Origin of the sequence: Streptomyces zaehneri (assembly GCF_032248645.1) — a bacterium.
Lineage (GTDB): Bacteria > Actinomycetota > Actinomycetes > Streptomycetales > Streptomycetaceae > Streptomyces > Streptomyces coriariae.
The window spans coordinates 606,284-627,750 of sequence record NZ_JASTTJ010000002.1 but is presented as its reverse complement, the minus strand read 5'-3'; the positions used below and the strand labels follow the sequence as shown (position 1 = coordinate 627,750).

General features: G+C 70.2%; 18 protein-coding genes, 1 pseudogene and 1 riboswitch. Of the genes and pseudogenes, 12 read left to right on the top strand and 7 right to left on the bottom strand.

The features are described from left to right. Window positions 1–23: 23 nt before the first annotated feature. The 5 genes from ftsR to QQM72_RS05575 all read left to right on the top strand — a co-directional run bounded on the left by ftsR (window position 24) and on the right by QQM72_RS05575 (window position 4,297). Window positions 24–761 (top strand): transcriptional regulator FtsR, encoded by a 738-nt coding sequence (gene ftsR, locus QQM72_RS05595; RefSeq protein WP_314219632.1) that lies wholly within the window; start codon window positions 24–26, stop codon window positions 759–761. 84 nt (window positions 762–845) lie between these two features. Beyond that, on the top strand, window positions 846–1,319 hold the full coding sequence (locus QQM72_RS05590) for a bifunctional nuclease family protein (protein ID WP_004934251.1): 474 nt from the start codon (window positions 846–848) through the stop codon (window positions 1,317–1,319). A 245-nt stretch (window positions 1,320–1,564) separates the two neighbouring features. Further along, window positions 1,565–2,248 carry a MerR family transcriptional regulator gene (locus QQM72_RS05585; protein ID WP_314219631.1) on the top strand — a complete coding sequence of 228 codons (684 nt, stop codon included), beginning with the start codon at window positions 1,565–1,567 and terminating at the stop codon, window positions 2,246–2,248. Between the two features lie 69 nt (window positions 2,249–2,317). Further along, entirely contained in the window at window positions 2,318–3,733 is a 1,416-nt protein-coding gene (locus QQM72_RS05580; RefSeq protein ID WP_314219630.1) for a DNA polymerase IV, read from the top strand. A gap of 102 nt (window positions 3,734–3,835) precedes the next feature. Next, window positions 3,836–4,297: a nucleotidyltransferase domain-containing protein gene (locus QQM72_RS05575; protein WP_314219629.1), complete on the top strand. Its 462-nt coding sequence runs from the start codon at window positions 3,836–3,838 to the stop codon at window positions 4,295–4,297. A gap of 14 nt (window positions 4,298–4,311) precedes the next feature. On the opposite strand, the gene QQM72_RS05570 is transcribed toward QQM72_RS05575, so the two are convergent. Further along, window positions 4,312–4,683, bottom strand: coding sequence for a PRC-barrel domain-containing protein (locus QQM72_RS05570; protein ID WP_314219628.1), 372 nt, complete (start codon window positions 4,681–4,683; stop codon window positions 4,312–4,314). Between the two features lie 112 nt (window positions 4,684–4,795). Continuing rightward, window positions 4,796–4,891, top strand: a riboswitch (glycine riboswitch). Between the two features lie 184 nt (window positions 4,892–5,075). Between QQM72_RS05570 and gcvP the strand changes: the two genes are divergently transcribed. Then, on the top strand, window positions 5,076–7,961 hold the full coding sequence (gcvP, locus tag QQM72_RS05565) for an aminomethyl-transferring glycine dehydrogenase (RefSeq protein ID WP_314219627.1): 2,886 nt from the start codon (window positions 5,076–5,078) through the stop codon (window positions 7,959–7,961). Window positions 7,962–8,206: 245 nt separating this feature from the next. Here the strand turns inward: gcvP and QQM72_RS05560 are convergent, their stop codons facing one another. Together QQM72_RS05560 and QQM72_RS05555 are read right to left on the bottom strand one after the other, a co-directional pair. After that, window positions 8,207–8,626: a TOBE domain-containing protein gene (locus tag QQM72_RS05560; RefSeq protein ID WP_314219626.1), complete on the bottom strand. Its 420-nt coding sequence runs from the start codon at window positions 8,624–8,626 to the stop codon at window positions 8,207–8,209. A 126-nt stretch (window positions 8,627–8,752) separates the two neighbouring features. Continuing rightward, window positions 8,753–10,708: an APC family permease gene (locus QQM72_RS05555; protein ID WP_314219625.1), complete on the bottom strand. Its 1,956-nt coding sequence runs from the start codon at window positions 10,706–10,708 to the stop codon at window positions 8,753–8,755. Window positions 10,709–11,103: 395 nt separating this feature from the next. Here QQM72_RS05555 and QQM72_RS05550 point away from each other — a divergent pair, with 395 nt between their 5' ends. The 4 genes from QQM72_RS05550 (at window position 11,104) to QQM72_RS05535 (ending at window position 15,373) form a co-directional block, all read left to right on the top strand. Next, window positions 11,104–12,396 (top strand): extracellular solute-binding protein, encoded by a 1,293-nt coding sequence (locus QQM72_RS05550; RefSeq protein WP_314219658.1) that lies wholly within the window; start codon window positions 11,104–11,106, stop codon window positions 12,394–12,396. 6 nt (window positions 12,397–12,402) lie between these two features. Then, window positions 12,403–13,401 carry a carbohydrate ABC transporter permease gene (locus tag QQM72_RS05545; RefSeq protein WP_314219624.1) on the top strand — a complete coding sequence of 333 codons (999 nt, stop codon included), beginning with the start codon at window positions 12,403–12,405 and terminating at the stop codon, window positions 13,399–13,401. Window positions 13,402–13,484: 83 nt separating this feature from the next. Next, window positions 13,485–14,249 carry a carbohydrate ABC transporter permease gene (locus QQM72_RS05540; RefSeq protein WP_314219657.1) on the top strand — a complete coding sequence of 255 codons (765 nt, stop codon included), beginning with the start codon at window positions 13,485–13,487 and terminating at the stop codon, window positions 14,247–14,249. 50 nt (window positions 14,250–14,299) lie between these two features. Then, window positions 14,300–15,373, top strand: a complete 1,074-nt coding sequence (locus QQM72_RS05535; RefSeq protein ID WP_314219623.1) for an endo-1,4-beta-xylanase — start codon at window positions 14,300–14,302, stop codon at window positions 15,371–15,373. On the opposite strand, the gene QQM72_RS05530 is transcribed toward QQM72_RS05535, so the two are convergent. The 3 genes from QQM72_RS05530 to QQM72_RS05520 all read right to left on the bottom strand — a co-directional run bounded on the left by QQM72_RS05530 (window position 15,366) and on the right by QQM72_RS05520 (window position 17,798). Beyond that, entirely contained in the window at window positions 15,366–16,433 is a 1,068-nt protein-coding gene (locus tag QQM72_RS05530; RefSeq protein ID WP_314219622.1) for a LacI family DNA-binding transcriptional regulator, read from the bottom strand. The genes QQM72_RS05535 and QQM72_RS05530 overlap by 8 nt on opposite strands. Before the next feature lie 225 nt (window positions 16,434–16,658). Then, window positions 16,659–16,847 carry a DUF5999 family protein gene (locus tag QQM72_RS05525; RefSeq protein WP_020132802.1) on the bottom strand — a complete coding sequence of 63 codons (189 nt, stop codon included), beginning with the start codon at window positions 16,845–16,847 and terminating at the stop codon, window positions 16,659–16,661. A 360-nt stretch (window positions 16,848–17,207) separates the two neighbouring features. Beyond that, window positions 17,208–17,798, bottom strand: coding sequence for a hypothetical protein (locus QQM72_RS05520; RefSeq protein ID WP_028807326.1), 591 nt, complete (start codon window positions 17,796–17,798; stop codon window positions 17,208–17,210). A 572-nt stretch (window positions 17,799–18,370) separates the two neighbouring features. On the opposite strand from QQM72_RS05520, the gene QQM72_RS05515 reads away from it, so the two are divergent. After that, the gene (locus QQM72_RS05515; RefSeq protein ID WP_314219621.1) at window positions 18,371–19,888 is read left to right on the top strand and encodes a glutamate--cysteine ligase; all 1,518 of its coding nucleotides are present in this window, start codon (window positions 18,371–18,373) and stop codon (window positions 19,886–19,888) included. 174 nt (window positions 19,889–20,062) lie between these two features. Here QQM72_RS05515 and QQM72_RS05510 read toward each other — a convergent pair. Continuing rightward, window positions 20,063–20,461 (bottom strand): annotated as a pseudogene (locus tag QQM72_RS05510) (hypothetical protein); the annotation flags it as partial. A 206-nt stretch (window positions 20,462–20,667) separates the two neighbouring features. Here QQM72_RS05510 and QQM72_RS05505 point away from each other — a divergent pair. Next, on the top strand, window positions 20,668–21,447 hold the full coding sequence (locus tag QQM72_RS05505; RefSeq protein ID WP_314219620.1) for a CPBP family intramembrane glutamic endopeptidase: 780 nt from the start codon (window positions 20,668–20,670) through the stop codon (window positions 21,445–21,447). Window positions 21,448–21,467 lie beyond the last annotated feature (20 nt).

The window sequence follows — 21,467 nt, the reverse complement described above, 5'->3', positions numbered from 1 at the left end:
GGGGGACTCCCCAGGGAAGGTCCATGCTTCAAACACCGAGGGGCGGTGCCGGACACGGCACCGCCGCCGCGGACGGTGGTCCGATGAGCATCGGCACCGTGCTGAACGCGCTGCGCGACGAGTTTCCCGAAGTCACCATCTCCAAGATCCGTTTCCTGGAGGCGGAAGGGCTGATCGAGCCGCAACGGACCCCTTCGGGGTACCGCAAGTTCAGTGTGCAGGACGTCGAGCGCCTCGGCCACGTCCTGAGGATGCAGCGGGACCACTATCTGCCGCTCAAGGTCATTCGCGAGCACCTGGACGCCGTGGAGCGCGGTGAGGCCGCGCCGCTGCCGACCGTGGGCCGGCAGCGGGACGGCGAGGTCCTTCTGGAGGCGTCGGATGGGCCCACCGTCGCCAGGATCGGCCGGTCCGAGCTGCTGGCGACAGCGGGTATCGGTGAGCCGGAGCTCGCGGAGTGGGAGTCGTACGGCCTCGTCGCGCCGTTGGAGGACGGGGTGTACGACGCCGAGGCGGCCACCGTGGCAGCGCTCGTCGCCGAGCTGGGCAGATTCGGGATCGAGCCCCGGCACCTGCGGGTGATGAAGGCCGCGGCCGACCGTGAGGCCGGGCTCGTGGACCAGGTGGTGGCCCCGCTCAAGCGCCACCGCAATCCGCAGACCAGGGCCCACGCGCAGGCCCGTACGAAGGAAATCGCGGGGCTTACGGTGCGGCTGCACGCGGCGTTGGTGCAGACGGCACTCGGGGTCCGACTGCCCTGAGCGGGCGGTTTCGCCCTGGGCGGATCGGTCACCCGTTCCCGGCCCGACTACCCAAACGTCCCGGGCACGGCCTAGGGTTGCTGTGTGAACGAGCTCGATGTCGTAGGTGTCCGGGTCGAGATGCCCTCCAACCAACCGATCGTGCTGCTGCGTGAAGTGGGAGGCGACCGTTACCTTCCCATCTGGATCGGACCGGGCGAGGCGACGGCGATCGCCTTCGCCCAGCAGGGCATGGCTCCCGCGCGACCGCTGACCCACGACCTGTTCAAGGACGTGCTGGAGGCCGTCGGCCAGGAGCTCACCGAGGTGCGCATCACGGACCTGCGGGAGGGCGTCTTCTACGCGGAGCTGGTCTTCGCCAGCGGGGTCGAGGTGAGCGCGCGTCCGTCGGACGCCATAGCGCTGGCGCTGCGCACGGGGACACCGATCTACGGCAGTGACACGGTCCTCGATGACGCGGGGATCGCCATCCCGGACGAGCAGGAGGACGAGGTGGAGAAGTTCCGCGAGTTCCTCGACCAGATCTCGCCCGAGGACTTCGGCACCAGCAACCAGTAGTCGGCACATGCGCGGAACGCGGGCGTCCTGCACGGGGACGCCCGCGCTGTTTTCGGCAAATGCCAACGGCGAGTGAGAGCGTCCTACGGCTACTTCTCAGCGCATTCGGCTAGCCTTTCCCCGCGACGGGGTGCGGGAAACCACTCTCAGGGTGATTATCACTCGGCGTGCCGAGTGTGGCGATCGTTGACGCACCCCTGGTGACTGCCTACCGTCGACAAGGCAGGTCAAGGACGGAGGTCGGCGTGAGAAGCAGCGGCGACGGTACGGCTGGGGGTGCCCCCGGACTCGGTGTCGGGGGGAGCGGTCCGTACCCTTCCCCGGGCTCTCCAGCACGCTCGAACAGGGGGTACCCCCAGCAGAGCAGCGCGGCCGACCACGCTCCGCAGCGACCGGCGGCCGTGCCGAGCAGCGGAGGGGCGACGTCCATGGCGTCCGAGCAGATCGGCTATCGCGGTCCGACGGCCTGCGCGGCCGCCGGGATCACCTATCGGCAACTGGACTACTGGGCCCGCACCGGGCTGGTGGAGCCGAGCGTGCGGCCCGCCCACGGGTCCGGCACGCAGCGGCTGTACAGCTTCCGGGACGTGGTCGTCCTGAAGATCGTCAAGCGGTTCCTCGACACCGGGGTGTCGCTCCAGAACATCCGCACCGCCGTGCAGCATCTGCGGGAGCGCGGATTCAGTGACCTGGAGCGGATGACGCTGATGAGTGACGGCGCCACCGTCTACGAGTGCACCTCGCCGGACGAGGTCCACGCGCTGCTCCAGGGCGGTCAGGGCATCTTCGGGATCGCTGTGGGCGTGGTGTGGCGGGACGTCGAGAGCGCGCTGTCGCAGTTGCACGGGGAGCGTGTCGACACCGGGGAGACGCTCGTCGGGCACAATCCGGCGGACGAACTGGCCCGTCGGCGCAACCGGGCGGTCTGACACCCTTCCCAGGACGCGAGGGGCGGCCGTACGACGTCATTGTCAGTGGCGTGGTGCAGCATCGGACATGTGAGAAACACGCCCACGATCCTGCATCTCGACATGGATGCCTTCTTCGCCCAGGCGGAGCAGGCGTCCAAGCCGAGCCTGCGCGGGAAAGCCGTCGTCGTGGGTGGTCTGGGGCCCCGTGGAGTGGTCGCTACCGCCTCCTACGAGGCGCGGGTCTTCGGAGTGCACTCGGCGATGCCCATGGCCCAGGCGCGCCGGCGGGCTCCGAACGCGGCGTATCTGGTTCCGCGCTTCGCGTTCTACCGGTCGATCAGCGAGCAGGTCATGGGGCTGCTGCGGGCGCTGTCGCCGCTGGTGGAGCCGCTGAGTCTGGACGAGGCCTTCGTGGACCTGGATGCCGGGGGAGCGGCCTGGGACGGTGAGTCGGCGCGGCTGGCGGGGATCAGGCTGCGCACGGACATACGGGCCGTCACCGGGCTCACGGGGTCGGTGGGCCTGGCCTCCTGCAAGATGCTGGCGAAGATCGCCTCGGAGCAGGCGAAGCCCGACGGGCTGGTGCTCATCGAGCCGGGAACCGAGCGGGCCCTGCTCGGCCCGCTGTCGGTGCGGACCCTGCCGGGGGTCGGTCCGGCGACGGGGGACCATCTGCGCCGGGCCGGGATCACCACGATCGACGAGATCGCCGAGGCGGGTGAGGACGAGCTGGTGCGGCTGCTGGGCAAGGCACACGGGCACGCGCTGTACGCCATGGCGCTGGCCCGCGACGACCGGCCCGTGGTGGCCGAGCGGGAGGCCAAGTCGGTGTCGGTCGAGGACACGTACGACGTGGACATCCACGACCGGGTCCGGGTGGAGCTGGAGGTGCAGCGGCTCGCGGACCGGTGTGTGCGCAGACTGCGGGGCGCCGGTCTGTCGGGGCGGACCATCGTGCTGAAGGTGCGGCGGTACGACTTCTCCACTCTCACCCGGTCCGAGACCCTGCGCGGGCCCACCGATGATCCGGCGGTGGTCCGGGAGGCGGCTGCCCGGTTGCTCGACTCGGTGGACACGACGGGCGGGGTGCGGCTGCTCGGGGTGGGCGTCAGCGGACTGGCGGACTTCACACAGGAGGATCTGTTCGCGCAGGCCGCCGAGGACCGGGCGGACGGTCCCGAGGAGGAACTCGCGGACGAGCCCGTCAGCGAGGTGCCGGTGCCGGTCGAGCGCCAGTGGCGCCCAGGACACGATGTGCGGCATGCCGAGCTGGGCCACGGATGGGTGCAGGGCAGCGGGCTGGGCCGGGTCACCGTTCGGTTCGAGACGCCCGAGTCGGAGCCGGGACGGGTGCGCACCTTCAGGACCGACGATCCGGGGCTGGAGCCGGCGGATCCGTTGCCGCTGGTGCGACGAAGACCCGAGGACGACGGCGGGACGGCGGGAGGCTTGCCGTATCCGGAGGCGAGGCCGTCGGGGGTGGCGCCCGGGAACTCCGCGTGAGGCCGATCAGTTACACAGAGTGAAGCGGTACGAAGTGTGGGGTGCGTCGGAGCGGTGGCGGTGTCCCGAGAAGGGTGACACCGGTGACGGATGGGGAGCTGCATGAAGCTGCACGGAGGCCGGTTCGCGGACCCGGCCGGGGTGTCGCCGGAGCGCGAAGCGGAGGTGTGCCGGGTGGTGGGCCGGGTCACCCGGTGGGCCGGGAACCGGAGCGACGTGGTGGGGCTGCTGCTCGTCGGGTCCTTTGCGCGCGGGGCCGCGCGTCCCGACTCGGATGTGGACCTCGTGGTGTTGTCGACGGCGCCCGCCCGGTACGCGCAGGACGACGGGTGGGCGCGTGAGCTGGCTCTGGGGGAGGTGGTCCGGGTTCAGGAGTGGGGCCCCGTCACCGAATGGCGGTATGTGACCGCCTCCGGTCTGGAGGTCGAGGTGGGCGTCGGTTCCGCCCACTGGGCGCGGACCGATCCGGTCGACGGCGGCACCCGAAGAGTCGTCACGGACGGCGCCTGGCCGCTGTACGACCCCGCCGGGATTCTCCGGGCGCTCATTCAGGCCTGCGGCTGAGGGGCCGAGGGGCTTCAGCTGTCGTCCGTACCCGCCAGCCGGCCGAAGTCGCGATCGGGGAGCGGGGGAGCGGCGCCCACGTCGAGGCCGTAGTGGTGGTAGAGCTGGAGCTCCTGTTCGGGGGAGAGGTGGCGGCCCACGCCGAAGTCGGGAGCGTCCTTGATCAGGGCCCGTTCGAAGGGGATGCGCAGAGTGCCCTCGACCAGCCGGCTGGGCTCCAGAGGGACGAAGGCGTCACGGGAGAACAGACCGGTGCGTATGGCCGCCCACTCCGGAACTCCGGTGGCGTCGTCGAGGTAGACCTCGTCGACCGTGCCGATCTTGGTGCCGTTGCGGTCGAATGCCTTGCGGCCGATCAGGTTGCGCGGATCGATGTCGCTCTGCACGGGCCCTCCACTTGGTCGCAACTCATCCGTAAGCACTACAAAAGAGCAGATTGGGACGAGCGGCCACTCGAGCGAGTCTCATGGACCCCGCTGGTAGTCTGACAACGGCTGCTGACACCGCGCGGGAGAGTCCTCCGGACATCACCGGAGGCGCCGAAGGAGCAAATCCTCCCCGGAATCTCTCAGGCTCACGTACCGCACGGACGAGGTCACTCTGGAAAGCAGGGCGGGTGTCGACGGCGTCGACGGCTTCCGCTCTCACCGACGGTGAAAGCCGGGGTGCCCTCGGGCGACCCGGTGAAGCTCTCAGGTTGAGATGACAGAGGGGGAGGCCGTCCGGGTACCCACCGTGGTGACCCTCGAAGGTCGTGTCAGACCAGGAGGCCTCCGTAATGACCGCCCACCGCATTCCGCTCACAGAGCTCGAGCAGGGAATTCCCTTCGAACAGCGCCACATCGGGCCCGACCTCGAAGCGCGGGCCAAGATGCTCGCACAGGTCGGCTACGGCTCGCTCGACGAGCTCACCGCCGCCGCGGTCCCGGATGTGATCAAGAACGCCGACGCGCTTGACCTGCCGGGCGCGCGCACCGAGGCCGAGGTGCTGGCCGAGCTGCGCTCGCTGGCCGACCGCAACCAGGTCCTCGACTCGATGATCGGCCTCGGCTACTACGGGACGTTCACCCCGCCCGTCATCCTGCGCAACGTCATGGAGAACCCGGCCTGGTACACGGCCTACACGCCGTATCAGCCGGAGATCTCCCAGGGCCGGCTCGAGGCGCTGCTGAACTTCCAGACCGTGGTCGCCGACCTCACCGGGCTGCCGACCTCCGGCGCGTCGCTGCTCGACGAGGGCACGGCGGCCGCCGAGGCGATGGCGCTGTCCCGGCGCATGGGGAAGAACAAGAAGGGCCTCTTCCTCATCGACGCGGACGCGCTTCCGCAGACGATCGCCGTGATCGAGACCCGCGCCGAGCCGACGGGCGTGGAGATCGTCGTCGCCGACCTGAGCGACGGGATCCCGGCGGAGATCGCCGCGCGGGAGATCAACGGCGTGCTCGTCCAGTACCCCGGCGCCTCCGGTGCGGTACGTGACCTCAAGGCGCTCGTCGACCAGGCGCACGGGCTCGGCGCGCTCGTCACCGTCGCCGCGGATCTGCTCGCGCTGACGCTGCTGAAGTCGCCGGGCGAGCTGGGTGCGGACATCGCCGTCGGTACGACGCAGCGGTTCGGCGTGCCGATGGGCTTCGGCGGGCCGCACGCCGGTTACATGGCCGTCCGCGAGCAGTTCGCGCGCAGCCTGCCCGGGCGGCTGGTGGGCGTGTCGGTGGACGCCGACGGGCACAAGGCCTACCGGCTCGCGCTCCAGACGCGTGAGCAGCACATCCGGCGCGAGAAGGCCACCAGCAACATCTGCACGGCGCAGGTGCTGCTGGCGGTGATGGCGGGGATGTACGCCGTCTACCACGGTCCGGACGGGCTGCGGGCGATCGCCCTGCGCACACACCGGTACGCCTCCATCCTCGCCGCCGGGCTCGAGGCCGGCGGCGTCGAGGTCGTGCACGGGTCGTACTTCGACACGCTGACCGTGCGGGTGCCGGCGAAGGCCGCCGAGGTCGTCGCCGCCGCGCGGGAGCTCGGGGTCAACCTGCACCTCGTCGACGCCGACCAGGTGTCGATCGCCTGCGACGAGACGACCGCGCGGGCGCAGGTGTCCGCCGTCTGGGCCGCCTTCGGGGTGGACGGCGACATCGAGGCGCTCGACGCGGCCACCGCAGACTGCCTGCCCGCCGGACTGCTGCGGTCCGACGCGATCCTGACGCATCCCGTCTTCCACCAGCACCGTTCCGAGACCGCGATGCTGCGCTACCTGCGCAGGCTCGCGGACCGGGACTACGCGCTGGACCGGGGCATGATCCCGCTGGGGTCCTGCACCATGAAGCTCAACGCGACCACCGAGATGGAGCCGGTCACCTGGCCCGAGTTCGGGCAGCTGCACCCCTTCGCGCCGGCCGAGCAGGCGGAGGGCTACCTGACGCTCATCCGCGAGCTGGAGGAGCGGCTCGCCGAGGTCACCGGGTACGACAAGGTGTCGCTCCAGCCGAACGCCGGGTCGCAGGGCGAGCTGGCCGGGCTGCTCGCCGTCCGCGGCTACCACCGGGCCAACGGGGACGAGCAGCGGACCGTGTGCCTCATCCCGTCCTCCGCGCACGGCACGAACGCGGCCAGTGCCGTGATGGCGGGCATGAAGGTCGTCGTCGTGAAGACCGCCGAGGACGGCGAGATCGACGTCGAGGACCTGCGGGCGAAGATCGAGCGGTACCGGGACGAACTGTCGGTGCTGATGATCACCTACCCGTCGACGCACGGGGTGTTCGAGGAGCATGTCGCCGACATCTGCGCCCAGGTGCACGAGGCGGGCGGGCAGGTGTACGTCGACGGCGCCAACCTCAACGCGCTCGTCGGTCTCGCCAAGCCGGGGCACTTCGGTGGTGACGTCTCGCACCTGAACCTGCACAAGACGTTCTGCATCCCCCACGGCGGCGGTGGCCCGGGCGTCGGACCCGTGGCCGTACGGTCGCACCTGGCGCCGTATCTGCCGAACCACCCGCTGCAGCCCGCCGCCGGGCCGGACACCGGGGTGGGGCCGGTCTCCGCGGCTCCCTGGGGCTCCGCCGGGATACTGCCGATCTCGTGGGCGTACGTGCGGCTCATGGGCGGCGAGGGGCTCAAGCGGGCCACGCAGGTGGCCGTGCTGAGCGCCAACTACATCGCCAAGCGGCTGGAGCCGCACTACCCGGTGCTCTACAACGGGCCGGGCGGGCTGGTCGCGCACGAGTGCATCATCGACCTGCGGCCGCTGACCAAGGCGACCGGCGTGAGCGTCGACGACGTCGCCAAGCGGCTCATCGACTACGGGTTCCACGCGCCGACGATGTCGTTCCCGGTGGCCGGGACGCTGATGATCGAGCCGACCGAGTCCGAGGACCTGATCGAGATCGATCGTTTCTGCGAGGCGATGATCGCCATCCGTGCGGAGATCGAGAAGGTCGGGGCGGGCGAGTGGCCGGCCGAGGACAACCCGCTGCACGGCGCTCCGCACACCGCGGCCGCGCTGGGCGGGGAGTGGGAGCACGCGTACACGCGTGAGGAAGCCGTCTTCCCGGCCGGTGTGTCGGCCGCCGACAAGTACTGGCCGCCGGTGCGCCGGATCGACCAGGCCTTCGGCGACCGGAACCTGGTCTGCTCCTGCCCGCCGCTGGACGCGTACGAGGACTGAGCCGGTGCGTGAGGGCCCCCGTCCGTTCCGGGCGGGGGCCCTCACGCGTGCCAGGGTGTGTCCGCAAAGCAGCGCCGTCTGCCCGCGGGGCAGGGCTCGCGGCGTCCGGTGCGTGCGATCGCGAGGCGGAGGGTCGCCCTCGTACCGGGTGTACGTGGGCGATCCCGACGACGCGGCTGGGGGTCGCCCCTCCGGGGGAGCGTGTGCCGGGCGTCGCGAGCCAGGCGGGACTTTGCGGACACGGCCTAAGCCGTCGCCAGGGACACCTCGGTCGCCTTGATCAGTGCGATGACGTCGGAGCCGACGAAGAGGCCGAGGTCGGTGGCCGCTTCCTCGGTGATCACCGCGGTGAGATCGGCCCCGTCCATGGAGACCCTCACCGAGGCCATGACCCCGCCCGTCAGGAGGCCGGTGATCGTGCCGGTGAGCTGGTTGCGGATCGAGAGGCCGTCGACCCGGCCGGTGGACAGGGAGACCTCCGTCGACTTCACCAGGGCGCGGACGGCGGTGCCGGCGGCGAGGGCGAGTTCGTTCGCGGCCTCCAGCGTGATGGCCGCCGTGAGGTCCTGGCCGCCGTCCAGACGGATCTTGACGGTGGCCATCACCTCGCCGGGCCGGACGGCGGTGACGGTGCCGGGGAGTTGGTTGCGGATGCTCAGGCTCATGAGCGTCAACGGTAGGCCGCAGGTCGCCTTATGGGCGTTATGTGCGGGTATGCGTCGTCCTGGCGGCGTCGGGCGGGTCGGATCCCGTCGTCTCGTGTCGCCTTGGGGACGACGGTCCGGGACGGGTCAGCCGGTGTGGACGCGGGGGCGGCGGTCGCGGTCCGGTTCGGCCTCGCGCAGGACCTCACGGGTGACCGGAGCGACCTCGCCCTGGCCGAACAGGAAGAAGCGCAGGAAGTTGGCGAAGGGGTTGCCCTCGGTCCACTCGAAGTAGATGTGCGGGATGCAGCCGGTGGAGTCACGGGTGTGCAGCAGCAGTGCGGCCAGGGCGTTGGAGATGGAGGAGGACTCCAGGGTCAGGACGCGGTAGCGGCCGTGCAGCACCTCGCCGCGTACGGTCAGGCCCGACTCGAACTCGGAGGGGTCGACGACGGTGACCTCGACGAAGACGAAATCCTCCCCGGGGATGTCGTTGTCCTGCCGGATCTGTTCGATCTTGTCGCGGTACTCGGCCTTGTCGCGCTGGTCGGGCTCGTTGGCGATGAACCGTATCTTGCGGCTCGCCATGTCCCGGATGAAACGTTCCGCCATCGGGTCCATCGTCACGCTGGTCACCCGGAGCTCGAAGGCTCGGGCCAGCCGGGACAGCAGCGAGACCAGGATGATGCCCGCGATGAAGCAGGCGCCGATCTTCACGCCGTCGGGGCGCTCGATGACGTTCACGACGGTCACATAGAGCAGGACCGCCGAGATCACGGCGAAGCCGGCCGTCCAGCCCCGCTGCCGGGCGCGGCGGGCGGCGATGGTCACCGCGATCGCCGCCGAGGACATCAGGACCAGGACGCCGGTGGCGTAGGCGCCGCCCTGGGCGTCGACGTCGGCGTCGAAGATCCAGGTGACCAGGAAGGCGACGAGGGTGAAGACGATGACCATCGGGCGGACGGCGCGGGCCCAGTGCGGGGCCATGCCGTAGCGGGGGAGGTAGCGGGGCATCAGGTTCAGCAGCCCGGCCATCGCGGAGGCGCCGGCGAACCACAGGATGGCGATCGTCGACACGTCGTACACCGTGCCGAAGGCGTTGCCCAGGTACTCGTGGGCGAGGTACGCGAGGGCGCGTCCATTGGCCTGGCCGCCGGACTCGAACTCCTTCTCGGGGATCAGCACCGTGGTGATGAAGCTGGTCGCGATGAGGAAGACGCTCATGATCAGGGCGGCGGTCGTCAGCAGCTTCTTCGTGTCGCGGATACGGCCCCTGGGGTTCTCCGCGGTGTCGTCCGGGTCGCCCTGGACGTGCGGCATGACCGCGACGCCGGTCTCGAAGCCGGACAGGCCCAGCGCGAGCTTGGGGAAGACCAGAAGTGAGACGCCGATCATCGCGAACGCGTTGCCGTGCTCGGCGGTCAGAGCGGCGGTCCAGTCGGTGACCACATGTTCCTCGGTGAGCACGTGCCACAGGCCGACGACCACCACGACGACGTTCAGGCCGAGGTAGGCGATGACCAGGGCGACCGCGACGCCGATGGCCTCCAGGAACCCCTTGAGGAACACCGCGCCGAGGAGGGCGACCAGGACGAGCGTGATCACCATCTGCCTGCCGTGCAGGGCGCTGGTGAGGTGGGGGTTCTCGACCAGGTGGGTCGAGGCGTCCGCCGCGGACAGGGTGATCGTGATCAGGAAGTCGGTGGCGGCGAACCCGAGCAGGGTCAGGACGAACAGCTTGCCCTTCCAGAAGGACAGCAGCCGTTCCAGCATCGCGATCGAGCCCTCGCCGTGCGGACTCTCCTCGGCCACGCGCCGGTAGACCGGCAGGGCGCCCGCCAGGGTGACGATGACCAGCACGATCGTCGCCACCGGTGAGAGCAGGCCGGCCGCGAGGGCGGCGATGCCCGGCTGGTAGCCGAGGGTCGAGAAGTAGTCGACGCCGGTCAGACACATCACCCGGTACCAGCGTTGGCCCTTGTGCTCGGGCGCGGGCTCGGTGTCCGGGGTCGCCTGGTGAGCGTGACCCTTGCCCATGTCGGACAGGCCCTCCAGCATCCAGGCGCGCAGGCGGCCGGGAGGAGGGTGCTCGGCGGTGGCCATCGGGCGCTCCTGAGGTACGGATCGGCGTGTGGTTTCGGCCATCACGCGGACGGCGGAATCAGCGTAAGCGGAGAGTGACGCCTGGGCCCCTGGATCACGGGCGGCACGGCGTCAAGCTTCCGTTAAGACTGGTCGCGGGGTGGACACGCAGCGTGACACACCGCCTGGTTTGTTTCCAGCCGCCGGATCATTGCCCCGCCCGCTTCGTAATGTTCGCCGATTGATCCGAATGTTTCGAGGGCGCATGACGCCTCCCTGAGCCTTCTCCCGTGAAAAGACCCCCGGATTCCCTGTGTTCAAGGGGTTGCCACCCGTCGGAGGGTGTCTCTAGGGTGCGGCAGCAGCGAAGCTTTCTGGATCTGGTTCGAAACTTTCGATCTATCAAGGAGCGCATGATGGGCGACCCGGCACTCTCCCGCCGCGGCTTTCTGGCGGCCTCCGCCGCGGCCGGTCTGAGCATGACGGCACTGAGCGCCTGCGGCGGCGACTCGGACGGAGGGTCGTCGGGGACGACCACCATCGAGTGGTGGAACATCTCCACCACCCAGCCGACCAAGGACGTCTGGGCCGGTCTCGCCAAGCAGTTCGAGGCCCAGAACCCCAAGGTGAAGATCAAGATCGTGCAGTTGGAGAACGACGCCTACAAGTCGAAGATGACGGCGCTCACCGCCTCCGGGAAGCTGCCCGACATCTTCCACACCTGGGGCGGCGGTGTCCTGCGGCAACAGGTCGACGCCGGGCTCGTCGAGGACCTCACGGAGCGGACGAAGGAGTGGGGCGACGGCCTGCTGCCGGTCGCCCGCGAGCCCTACCTGCTCGACAAGAAGGCGTACGGTGTCCCGTTCGACATCGGCATGATCGGGTTCTGGTACAACAAGGCGCTCTTCAAGCAGGCCGGAATCAGTGCTCCCCCGACCACCTGGAGCGGCTTCCTCGACGCGGTGCGCAAGCTGAAGGCCGCCGGGATCACCCCGCTCGCGCTGGCGGGCAAGGAGAAGTGGCCCGGAATGTACTACTGGGCGTATCTCGCGATGCGCACCGCCGGTGTCGACGCCCTGCGCACGGCCGGGGACGACAAGGACTTCACCGGGGACGGGTTCGTGCAGGCCGGGCAGCACCTCCAGGACCTGGTCGATCTCCAGCCGTTCCAGAAGGGCTTCCTCGGCGCCGCCTACTCCAGCCCCACCGGCCAGGCCGCCGCCGTCGGCAACGGCAAGGCGGCGATGGAACTCATGGGCCAGTGGGCGCCGGTGGTGGAGGCCGACGCGGGCAAGGGGCTCGGGGCGAACCTCGGCTTCTTCCCGTTCCCGGCGGTCGACGGCGGCAAGGGCGTGATCACCGAGGTGTTCGGCGGAGGCGGCGGGCACGCCCTGCGCAAGGACGCCCCGCAGGCGGCCGTCGACTTCCTGAAGTTCTTCGCCACCGCCGCCACGGACACCGAACTGGTCAAGAAGACCGGGGTGCTGCCCGTCGTGCCGGCCGCCGAGAGCGCCATCGCCGACCCCAACATCAAGGCCGTACAGGCCCAGTTGAAGGCCGCCACCGGCTTCCAGCTCTACCTCGACCAGGCCTACGCGCCGGCCCTCGGCCAGGAGGTCAACGACAGCGTCGCCGCCCTCATAGCCGGGTCCAAATCGCCTCAGCAGGTCACCGAGTCGATCACCAAGGTCGCGAAGGAAGAGCAGTAGCAGGCGATGACCTCCACCTTCCTTCCGGACAAGCGCAGCGGCCCGGACGTCGGCCCGCCGCCCCCGTCCGCCGGTTCGGGCCGGAGCCGGGCGCGGCGGCGGGCGCGGCACTGGCTCACCGCCGTCGGCTTCCAGGTGCCCGCGCTGGTGCTGTTCGGCACGCTCGTGCTGCTGCCGATGCTGTTCGCGCTGTACGCCTCGTTCTTCCGCTGGGGCGGCTTCGGCATGCCCGACGACTACATCGGCGGCGACAACTTCACCCGGCTCTTCCAGGACCCGGTGTTCCTGGGCGACCTGTGGCGCTGCCTGCTCCTGGTCGGGCTCTCGCTCGTCCTGCAGCTGCCGTTCGCGCTGGCCCTCGCGGTCGCGCTCAACCAGAAGATCCGCGGCCGGGCCGTGTACCGGATGCTGTTCTTCGCGCCGTACATCCTCTCCGAGGCGATCACCGGCGTGCTGTTCAGCATGATCTTCGCCCCGGACGACGGTCTCGCCGACCACGTCCTGGGGGCGATCGGTCTGGACGGGGTGGGCGGTCAGTGGTTCGCCGACCCCTCCACCGTCATGGCCACCCTCTTCCTGGTCATGACGTGGAAGTACTTCGGCTTCCACATGATGCTCTACCTGGCCGGACTCCAGTCCATCCCGGCCGAGTTGACGGAGGCCGCCCTGATCGACGGAGCGGGTCCCTGGCAGCGCTTCCGCAACGTCACCCTCCCGCTGCTCGCGCCGACCCTGCGGATCAGCGTCTTCCTGTCGGTCATCGGCTCGATCCAGCTCTTCGACCTGGTGTGGGTGGTCACCGCGGGCGGCCCCGACCACCACTCCGAAACGATGGCCGTGACCATGTTCCAGTACGGCTTCAAGCGCTACCAGGTCGGCTACGCCAGCGCGATCAGCGTGGCCATGTTCGGCATCAGTCTCGTCTTCGCCCTCGCCTACCAGCGGTTCGTGCTCCGCCGGGACCTTCAGGGCGCCACCACGACCATGCGAGGAGGCGGCGCGTGAAAACCCGTGAGACCGGCCGGAGCACCCGCCGGACCGGCCGGACGCTTCCCCTGCACCTCGTCCTCGGGCTCGTCGGCGCGGTGATGGCCGTACCGCTGGGCTACGCCGTGCTGTCCGGCTTCAAGTCCACCGACCAGCTCTCCCGCAACCCCATCGGCCTGCCCGATCCCTGGGTCACCTCCAACTACACGGACATCCTCGGCTCCGGCTCCTTCTGGCAGCTCGTCGGCAGCAGCACGCTCATCGCGGCCGGTACGACCGTGGTGGTCGTCGCGGTCTCGGCGCTGGCCGCGTTCTCCTTCGCCCGGTTCGCCTTCCGTGGCCGGGAGATGCTGTTCACCCTGTTCACGATGGGGCTGATGTTCCCCTTCGCGGTGGCGGCGCTGCCCCTGTTCCTGCTGCTGCGCTCGATGGGCCTGCTGGACAACCCGCTCGGCGTGATCCTGCCGCAGGCCGCCTTCGGGCTGCCCATGACCATCGTCGTCCTGCGCGGGTTCTTCCGGGAGATCCCCGCCGAGCTGGAGGAGGCGGCCACCCTCGACGGCTGCGGGCCCCTGAAGTTCTTCTGGCGGATCCTGCTGCCCATGGCCAGGCCCGCCCTCGGCACGGTCTCCGTGCTCGCCGTGGTCGGCAGCTGGAACAACTTCCTGCTGCCGCTGCTGGTCTTCAACGAGCCCACCTGGTGGACCGTTCCCATCGGCGTCCAGCAGTTCCAGGGCCAGTACTCCGCGGAGTACGCGCGCGTCTTCGCCTATCTCGTGCTCGCCATGGTGCCCGCCCTGGCGTTCTACTCCGTCGCCGAGCGCCAGCTCGTCGGCGGCCTCACCGCCGGCGCCACCAAGGGATGACGCGCGCCCGCGGACCCGTACGGCTCACCCCTGACGTGAGGAGTCGCACCATGCCCAGCATCGCCGCCCGCACCCGGCTCAGACTCGCCGGAGCCCTCGCAGCCGTCCTGGTCGCCTCCGGTGTCGCCACCGGACCGGCCGCCCAGGCGCACGAGGGCCCGGCGCACGGAAAGCCGCATACGACCCTCGCCGACCTCGCGCAGCGCCACGGCCGCTACTTCGGCAGCGCCACCGACAACCCCGAACTCACCGACACCGCCTATACCAAGATCCTGGGCGATGAGTTCGACATGATCACCCCGGGCAACGGCATGAAGTGGTACGCCACCGAGCCGCAGCAGGGCGTCTTCGACTGGACCGCCGGCGACGAGATCGTCGACCTCGCGCGCGACCACCACCAGAAGGTCCGCGCCCACACCCTCGTGTGGCACAGTCAGCTGCCCGGCTGGCTGACCGGCAAGGAGTGGACGGCGGACGAGCTGCGGGCCGTCCTGAAGAAGCACATCCAGACCGAGGTACGCCACTACCGGGGCAAGGTCTACGCCTGGGACGTCGTCAACGAGGCGTTCAACGAGGACGGCACCTACCGCGAGACGGTCTTCTACAAGACCCTCGGCCCCGGTTACATCGCCGACGCCCTGCGGTGGGCCCACCAGGCCGACCCGAAGGCGAAGCTCTACCTCAACGACTACAACATCGAGGCCGTCGGCCCGAAGAGCGACGCCTACCACGCCCTCGCCAAGGAGCTGAAGGCCCAGCGCGTCCCGCTCGACGGCATCGGCCTCCAGGCGCATCTCGCCCTCCAGTACGGCTATCCGACGACCCTGGAGGACAACCTCCGCCGCTTCTCCCGGCTCGGCCTGGACACCGCGCTCACCGAGGTCGACGTCCGGATGCTGCTGCCCGCGACCGACGAGAAACTGGCCCAACAGGCCGACTGGTACCGGGACATGACCGAGGCCTGCCTCGCGGTGCGGCGGTGCGTCGGCATCACCGTCTGGGACTACACCGACAAGTACTCGTGGATCCCGGCGTTCTTCCCCGGCGAGGGCGCTGCGCTGCCCTGGGACGAGCAGCTCGCGCCGAAGCCGGCCTACCAGGCGATCCGGGAAGCGCTCAGCTAGGGCCTGTCCGGCCGGACAGGCCCTGGGCGCCGCGGGGCGGCGCGGTGCTCGAGCGGACCACCAGCTCCGTGCCCAGTTCCACCCGCGGCGAGTCGGGGCGCTCGCCGCGGGCCAGGCTCAGGACGGTGCGGGCGGCCAGTTTGCCCATGTCGGCGAGTGGCTGGCGGACGGTGGTCAACGGCGGGGCGGACCAGCGGACTTCCGGAAGGTCGTCGAAGCCGACCACGCTCATGTCCTCCGGGGCCCGCAGTCCGCGCCGGCGCAGCGCCTCGATCGCGCCGAGCGCCATCTGGTCGCTGGCCGCGAACACGGCGGTCGGCGGTTCGGGCAGACCGAGCAGGGCGGTGCAGCCGGTGAAGCCCGACTCGGGGCGGAAGTCGCCGGGGACGACGAGGGTCTCGTCGACGGCGAGACCGGCCGCCTCCAGAGCGGCCCGGTAGCCGTCGTAGCGGGCGCGGGAGCACAGCAGCCGGGGCGGGCCGGCGATCAGGCCGATCCTGCGGTGGCCCAGCGCCAGCAGATGCTCGGTGGCCGCCAGGCCGCCCGCCCAGTTGGCGGCGCCGATGGTCGGGGTGTCGACGGCGGGGGAGCCCATCGGATCGACGACGACCAGCGGGACGCCCAGGATGCGCAACTGCTCGTGCAGGGTGGGTTCGAGGGCCGAGGTGACGAGGATGACGCCGTCGGAGGCGCGGGCGCGCAGGTTGCGCATCCACTCCCGGGCGTCGCCCGAGCGGCCGTGGATCGCCGACACCACGGTGCCCACCCCGGCCGCGTGGGCGACCTCCTCGACCCCCCGGATGATCTCCACCGCCCAGGGGCTGTCGAGGTCGTTGAAGACCAGGTCGAGCAACGCGGCCCGGGTGCGGGCGGCGGCGGGACGCTTGCGATAGCCGTGCAGCCGCAACAGGTCCTCGACCCGGGCCCTGGTTCCGGGCGAGACGTCGGAGCGGCCGTTGACGACCCGGGACACGGTCGGCACCGAGACGCCTGCCTGGCGGGCGATCTCCGTGATCGTGATTCTGCCCCGGGACACGGGCACGGTGTCGTCCACTGTCACTTCCCCACCTCCGTCGCGTCGTTCCGGGCGTCGCGCCGAAACTTCCAGGAGTCTTCCGGAACATGCGCTGTCCTGGGAAGGCATACAGGGGTACGCGCCACGCCGAGACGGGACGGCTACACGGAGTGAGCGGCCGTGAACGCGCGTCGGGGCCGGTTCGCGGTGGTCTGCGCGGGCCGGCCCCTCATGTCTGCGGACGGCGGTCCCGCGCCGTCCGGCTGATGCTCAGGCGGCGGTCACGACCCGGTGAGGGGCGATGACCCGGCCGTCCGGCAGGAGCTCACCGGTGTCCTCGAAGAGCAGGACGCCGTTGCACAGCAGGCTCCAGCCCTGCTCCGGGTGGTGCGCCGTGAGGCGCGCGGATTCCCGGTCGGCTGAGGTCGCTGTCGGGCACGGTGGCTGGTGCTGGCACATGGATGGGAACTTCCGCTCTGGCGTGAGGTCTGAGATGGCTGTGGTGTCTGTTCCGCGGCGTGAAACGTCGTTCATGGCCGCCCCCCGTTGTGATAAGTCCGTCGGAACCCAGTGTTGCCCCACGGAGGTCGTTCCGCAGGGATTTCGCGGCACCGCTTCTCACAGGTTCATGACGCATCACCCGCGCGGGCGGTTCATCTCAACCGCACTGTCACTTCGGGTGGTTCCCGGTGGCCGGATGGGGCTAGTCCGGTCGGCACCCGGGAGGTTCCGGGGTCACCGGACCGTGCCGTACCCCGCCACCGGGGCCGCGGTGACGGGGTACGGGGTGCGGGGTCGACCGGTCGGGCGGCCGAACGGTCAGGCAGGTGAACCGAGCAGGGGCGGGGTCGCGGGGGTGACACGGAGGGTGAGCAGCGGAAGCAGCTCGGCGACCCGGTGTGCGCGGTGTGCGGCGATCCCCGGCGGCGCCGGGGCCAACGGCACCAGGAGGTCGGTCGGGGCGGGATGCCCCGTGGTGCCGTCCGACGAACTGTCCCCGTGCAGCCAGAGGGTGAGCATGTAGAGCCCGGGCACCGACAGCAGCCGCGGCTGGAACGGCTGGGCGGTCGACTCGGCCTGGCGCAGGGCGCGTTCGGTGGAGGCGATGTAGGGGCCTTCGAAGAAGTGCGAGAACGCCCAGCCGTCCGGGGTGAGCCGGGTCTCGGCCGCGGCCACGGCGCGGTCGCCGCAGCGGATCAGGAAGCGCCAGCCGGCCAGCCGGGTCGCGGCCACGCCTTCGGGGGCGATCCGGTCCAGGACGTGCAGGGGCAGCGGGAGTTCGGGAGTGACATCACCCTGAGCGGTGCGCAGGGAGGGCGTACGAGCCTCGCGGACCGCGGTCGGGGAACCGAGTGCCATGAGGACGGAGCGAAGGGCGGGCGCGGGAGCCGGGGGGACATGCAAAGGCATGGTGGGTCGCCTCTCATTCGACAGGCACGGTGGCGCGAGGGCGTGGGCGGACGGCGCTGTCAGCTAGCTCTCGAACAGGTCGGAGAGGCAGGGGCCGGAGTCTGGGGGTGCGGGGGTGCGCGAGCGGCCTGCCGTCACCTCGACGACAGGCTCCTTCGACTGTGGGCGCCAACCTTCTCTGCCTTGTCCGCGGAGTTTATACGACATGTGTTCAGACTGTGTTTCGTCTAGTCGATCCCGGGACACCCGGCAAGGGTTCATTCGGTCGGCGATAGGGGTGAATCATCCCGATTCAGAGCGGGGTGCGCGGCGATGACCTCGGCTTATGTGTGCGACGCGGTCGGCGTATTCCAGTCGGCGTTTTTCACGAGTTCCAAATTCCGTGAAAGGGTCTTCGGTCGCATGCCCCGTGAATGTGCCAGCGGTCACCGCCGGTGGCTTTCGGTCAGCGTAGCGGGTGCCGGGCCGCTCGGGGGACGTTATCGATCGGCCCGGCTGGGCATCATCCCACCTGACCCGGATCATCCGGCGGCCGGGATCGCCGGTCCGCCCACGCGAGGAGGGACGCTTCGATGGGGGAAAAGGTCGTGGCAGGCGCGTTCGACCTGTCCGATCGTCAGCACTACCGGGACAAGCTCCGGCGGTGTCTGACGGGGCTCGAGCGGCTCCTGGCCCAGAAGCGCTTCGACCGCCCCAAGAACCTCATGGGGCTCGAGATCGAACTGAATCTCGCGGGCGCCGACGGTCAGCCGAGAATGCTGAATGGGCAAGTGCTGGAGAGGATCGCGAGCCGAGATTTCCAAACAGAACTCGCCATGTTCAATCTGGAAGTGAACATAGCCCCACATCGATTGGGGGGCAGGGTTTTCGACCGGCTCGCGGAAGAACTCCGTACGTCACTGGCATATGCCCACCGAAAGGCGGGCGAGGTCGACGCCGGTATCGTGATGATCGGTATTCTGCCCACGCTCGACCGGGACGATCTGGTCTCGTCGAACCTTTCCGACGTCGATCGCTACACCCTCCTCAACGACCAGATCGTGGCCGCCAGGGGAGAGGACTTCGCCCTGGAGATCGACGGGGTGGAGCGGCTGTCGTGCACCTCGAAGTCGATCGTGCCCGAGGCGGCCTGCACCTCCGTGCAACTGCACCTCCAGGTCACGCCGGGCCGCTTCGCCGCGGTGTGGAACGCCGCGCAGGCGGTCACCGCCGCGCAGATCGCCGTCGGCGCCAACTCGCCCTTCCTGTTCGGTCACGAGCTGTGGCGGGAGTCGCGGCCTCCGTTGTTCCAGCAGGCCACCGACACCCGGCCGCCGGAACTGCAGGCGCAGGGCGTACGGCCGCGGACGTGGTTCGGGGAGCGGTGGATCGGTTCGGCGTACGAGCTGTTCGAGGAGAACCTGCGGTTCTTCCCGCCGCTGCTGCCGATCTGCGACGACGAGGATCCGTTGGAGGTCCTGGACGCGGGCGGGGTGCCCTCGCTCGCCGAGCTCGTCCTGCACAACGGTACGGTCTACCGCTGGAACCGGCCCGTCTACGGCATCGCCGACGGCGTTCCGCATCTGCGGGTGGAGAACCGTGTCCTGCCCGCCGGACCGACCGTGACCGACGTGGTCGCCAACGCGGCCTTCTACTACGGCGTGGTCCGGGCCCTGGTCGAGGAGTCCCGGCCGGTGTGGTCCCGGCTGCCGTTCGAGGCGGCCGAGGCCAACTTCGACGCGGCCTGCCGGTACGGGATCGAGGCGCGGCTCCAGTGGCCGCGGCGCGGGCGGCTGGGCGGCGTGGCCGAGGTGGACGCGGTGAGTCTCGTCCGGGACGAGCTGCTGCCGCTGGCCGAGGCGGGGCTGGACGGGTGGGGCGTGGAGCCGGCCGACCGCGATTTCTATCTGGGGGTCATCGAGGAACGGTGCCGGCGGCGGACCAACGGGGCGACCTGGCAGGTGGCGACGTTCCACCGGGCGGTGGAGGCGGGGCTGTCGCGGGACGCGGCGCTGGCGGCGACGACGCGGCGGTACGCGGAGTTGATGCATCTGGGGGAGCCGGTGCATACGTGGCCCGTGGGGTTGCCGGAGCCTGCGTCGTTGGGGTGAGACTCAGGGACCTCAGGGACCTCAGTGAGCTGAGTGAGCTGAGCGAGTTCGGGCAGGCTCGGGGGGCTTTCCCGGTGGGGATTCCGGCTCGGAACGGTTTCCGTGTCGGCCCGTGGGGCTCTTGAGGGGAGCAGTCCTCGTCGTCCGGGGTTCCTGCTGCCACGGTCGCCTTCAGGAGATCCGCTGGACCCACAGGTCCGAGTCGGCCACCCACACCTGCGCGTCCGGGTCCTTGCCCGCCGCCAGCGTCTCGGCGACCTTGGCCGACTCGCGCGCCGTGACGCCGACCTCGAGGCACTGTCCGTCGGAGGTGAGGCCGCTGTCCTCGGCCTGCATCGCCGCGACCGTGAGCGCCGGGGCGATGTCCGGGGCGGCGGCCACGGTCAGCCGTACGGGGTGGTCGCGGCAGGACGAGCCGAAGGAGAGTAATAATCCGCTGCGGACGGCGGCCGCGGCACCGCCGGCGACGGTGAGCACGAGGGCGGTCGCGAGGGCCACGGTGCGGCGGCGGAGCCGCGGACGGGGGTCGCTGCCGCCCGCCCCGTACTGATCGGGCAAGCTGTGACGTCCCATGTCGGTGGTGCCCCTCCCTGTCGGCCCCGTGGCGGATTTCCGCCGCCAGGCCTGCGAAGGGGAGGTGCGCCCCGTACGGCGCCCGTCCCCCCGACGGCCTGTCACGCACGATCTTCGTAACTTCTTTCGAGACCCTAGCGAGGCAGGGGTGGGGATGCGGCGGGCTTACGCAACTGGAGGCACGTGTGCAGGTGGAGGCAGGGTAGGTGGCTGATTCTTTTCCGCGGGAACAGCTCTCGCGACGGATTCTCCGCAACGAGACACTGCTCGTTCTGGGGGTTTCGCTCGGTGCGAGCGGTGTGTCGGCCCTGATCAGTTTTGTCGGATCGGTCACCGAGCCGGGCGGCCTGAAGGACCAGGCGGCCACCCTCAACGCCTCGGCCGCGCCCGGTCGTCCATGGCTCGATCTCGCCTGGCAGCTGTTCTGGATCGCCAAGGCGCTCGTCCCGGTGGCCCTGGTCGCGCACTTCCTGATGCGCGAGGGCCAGGGGCTGCGGACCCTGGGCTTCGACCGCACCCGGCCCTGGCCGGACCTCGGCCGCGGGGCGGCGATCGCGGCGGTGATCGGCAGCACGGGCATCGCCTTCTATCTGGCGGCGCGCGGCCTCGGCTTCAACCTCACGGTGGTGCCGGAGGCGCTGCCGGACGTGTGGTGGAAGTACCCCGTGCTGATCTTGTCCGCGATGCAGAACGCGATCCTCGAAGAGGTCATCGTCGTCGGCTATCTGCTGCGCCGGCTGGGGCAGTTGGGCTGGACCCCGGGCACCGCGCTCGTGGCCAGCGCCGTGCTGCGCGGTTCCTACCACCTCTACCAGGGCATCGGCGGCTTCCTCGGCAACATGGCGATGGGCGTGGTGTTCGTCTACCTCTACCGGCGCTGGGGCCGGGTGGGCCCCCTGGTGGTGGCGCACTCCCTGCTCGACATCGGAGCCTTCGTGGGATACGCGTTGCTGGCGGGGAAGGTGGGGTGGCTGCCGACGGCGTGAGCCGGCCCCGGGTGTCCCCG

Bases quoted from the DNA above. Each gene is read 5' to 3' on its own strand.
- QQM72_RS05540 (WP_314219657.1), top strand. From the start codon at position 13,485: ATGGCCGTACCGCTGGGCTACGCCGTGCTGTCCGGCTTCAAGTCCACC.
- QQM72_RS05560 (WP_314219626.1), bottom strand. From the start codon at position 8,626: ATGAGCCTGAGCATCCGCAACCAACTCCCCGGCACCGTCACCGCCGTC.
- QQM72_RS05545 (WP_314219624.1), top strand. From the start codon at position 12,403: ATGACCTCCACCTTCCTTCCGGACAAGCGCAGCGGCCCGGACGTCGGC.
- QQM72_RS05575 (WP_314219629.1), top strand. From the start codon at position 3,836: ATGAAGCTGCACGGAGGCCGGTTCGCGGACCCGGCCGGGGTGTCGCCG.
- QQM72_RS05515 (WP_314219621.1), top strand. From the start codon at position 18,371: ATGGGGGAAAAGGTCGTGGCAGGCGCGTTCGACCTGTCCGATCGTCAG.
- QQM72_RS05520 (WP_028807326.1), bottom strand. From the start codon at position 17,798: ATGCCTTTGCATGTCCCCCCGGCTCCCGCGCCCGCCCTTCGCTCCGTC.
- QQM72_RS05535 (WP_314219623.1), top strand. From the start codon at position 14,300: ATGCCCAGCATCGCCGCCCGCACCCGGCTCAGACTCGCCGGAGCCCTC.
- gcvP (WP_314219627.1), top strand. From the start codon at position 5,076: ATGACCGCCCACCGCATTCCGCTCACAGAGCTCGAGCAGGGAATTCCC.
- ftsR (WP_314219632.1), top strand. From the start codon at position 24: ATGCTTCAAACACCGAGGGGCGGTGCCGGACACGGCACCGCCGCCGCG.
- QQM72_RS05550 (WP_314219658.1), top strand. From the start codon at position 11,104: ATGGGCGACCCGGCACTCTCCCGCCGCGGCTTTCTGGCGGCCTCCGCC.
- QQM72_RS05555 (WP_314219625.1), bottom strand. From the start codon at position 10,708: ATGGCCACCGCCGAGCACCCTCCTCCCGGCCGCCTGCGCGCCTGGATG.
- QQM72_RS05525 (WP_020132802.1), bottom strand. From the start codon at position 16,847: ATGTGCCAGCACCAGCCACCGTGCCCGACAGCGACCTCAGCCGACCGG.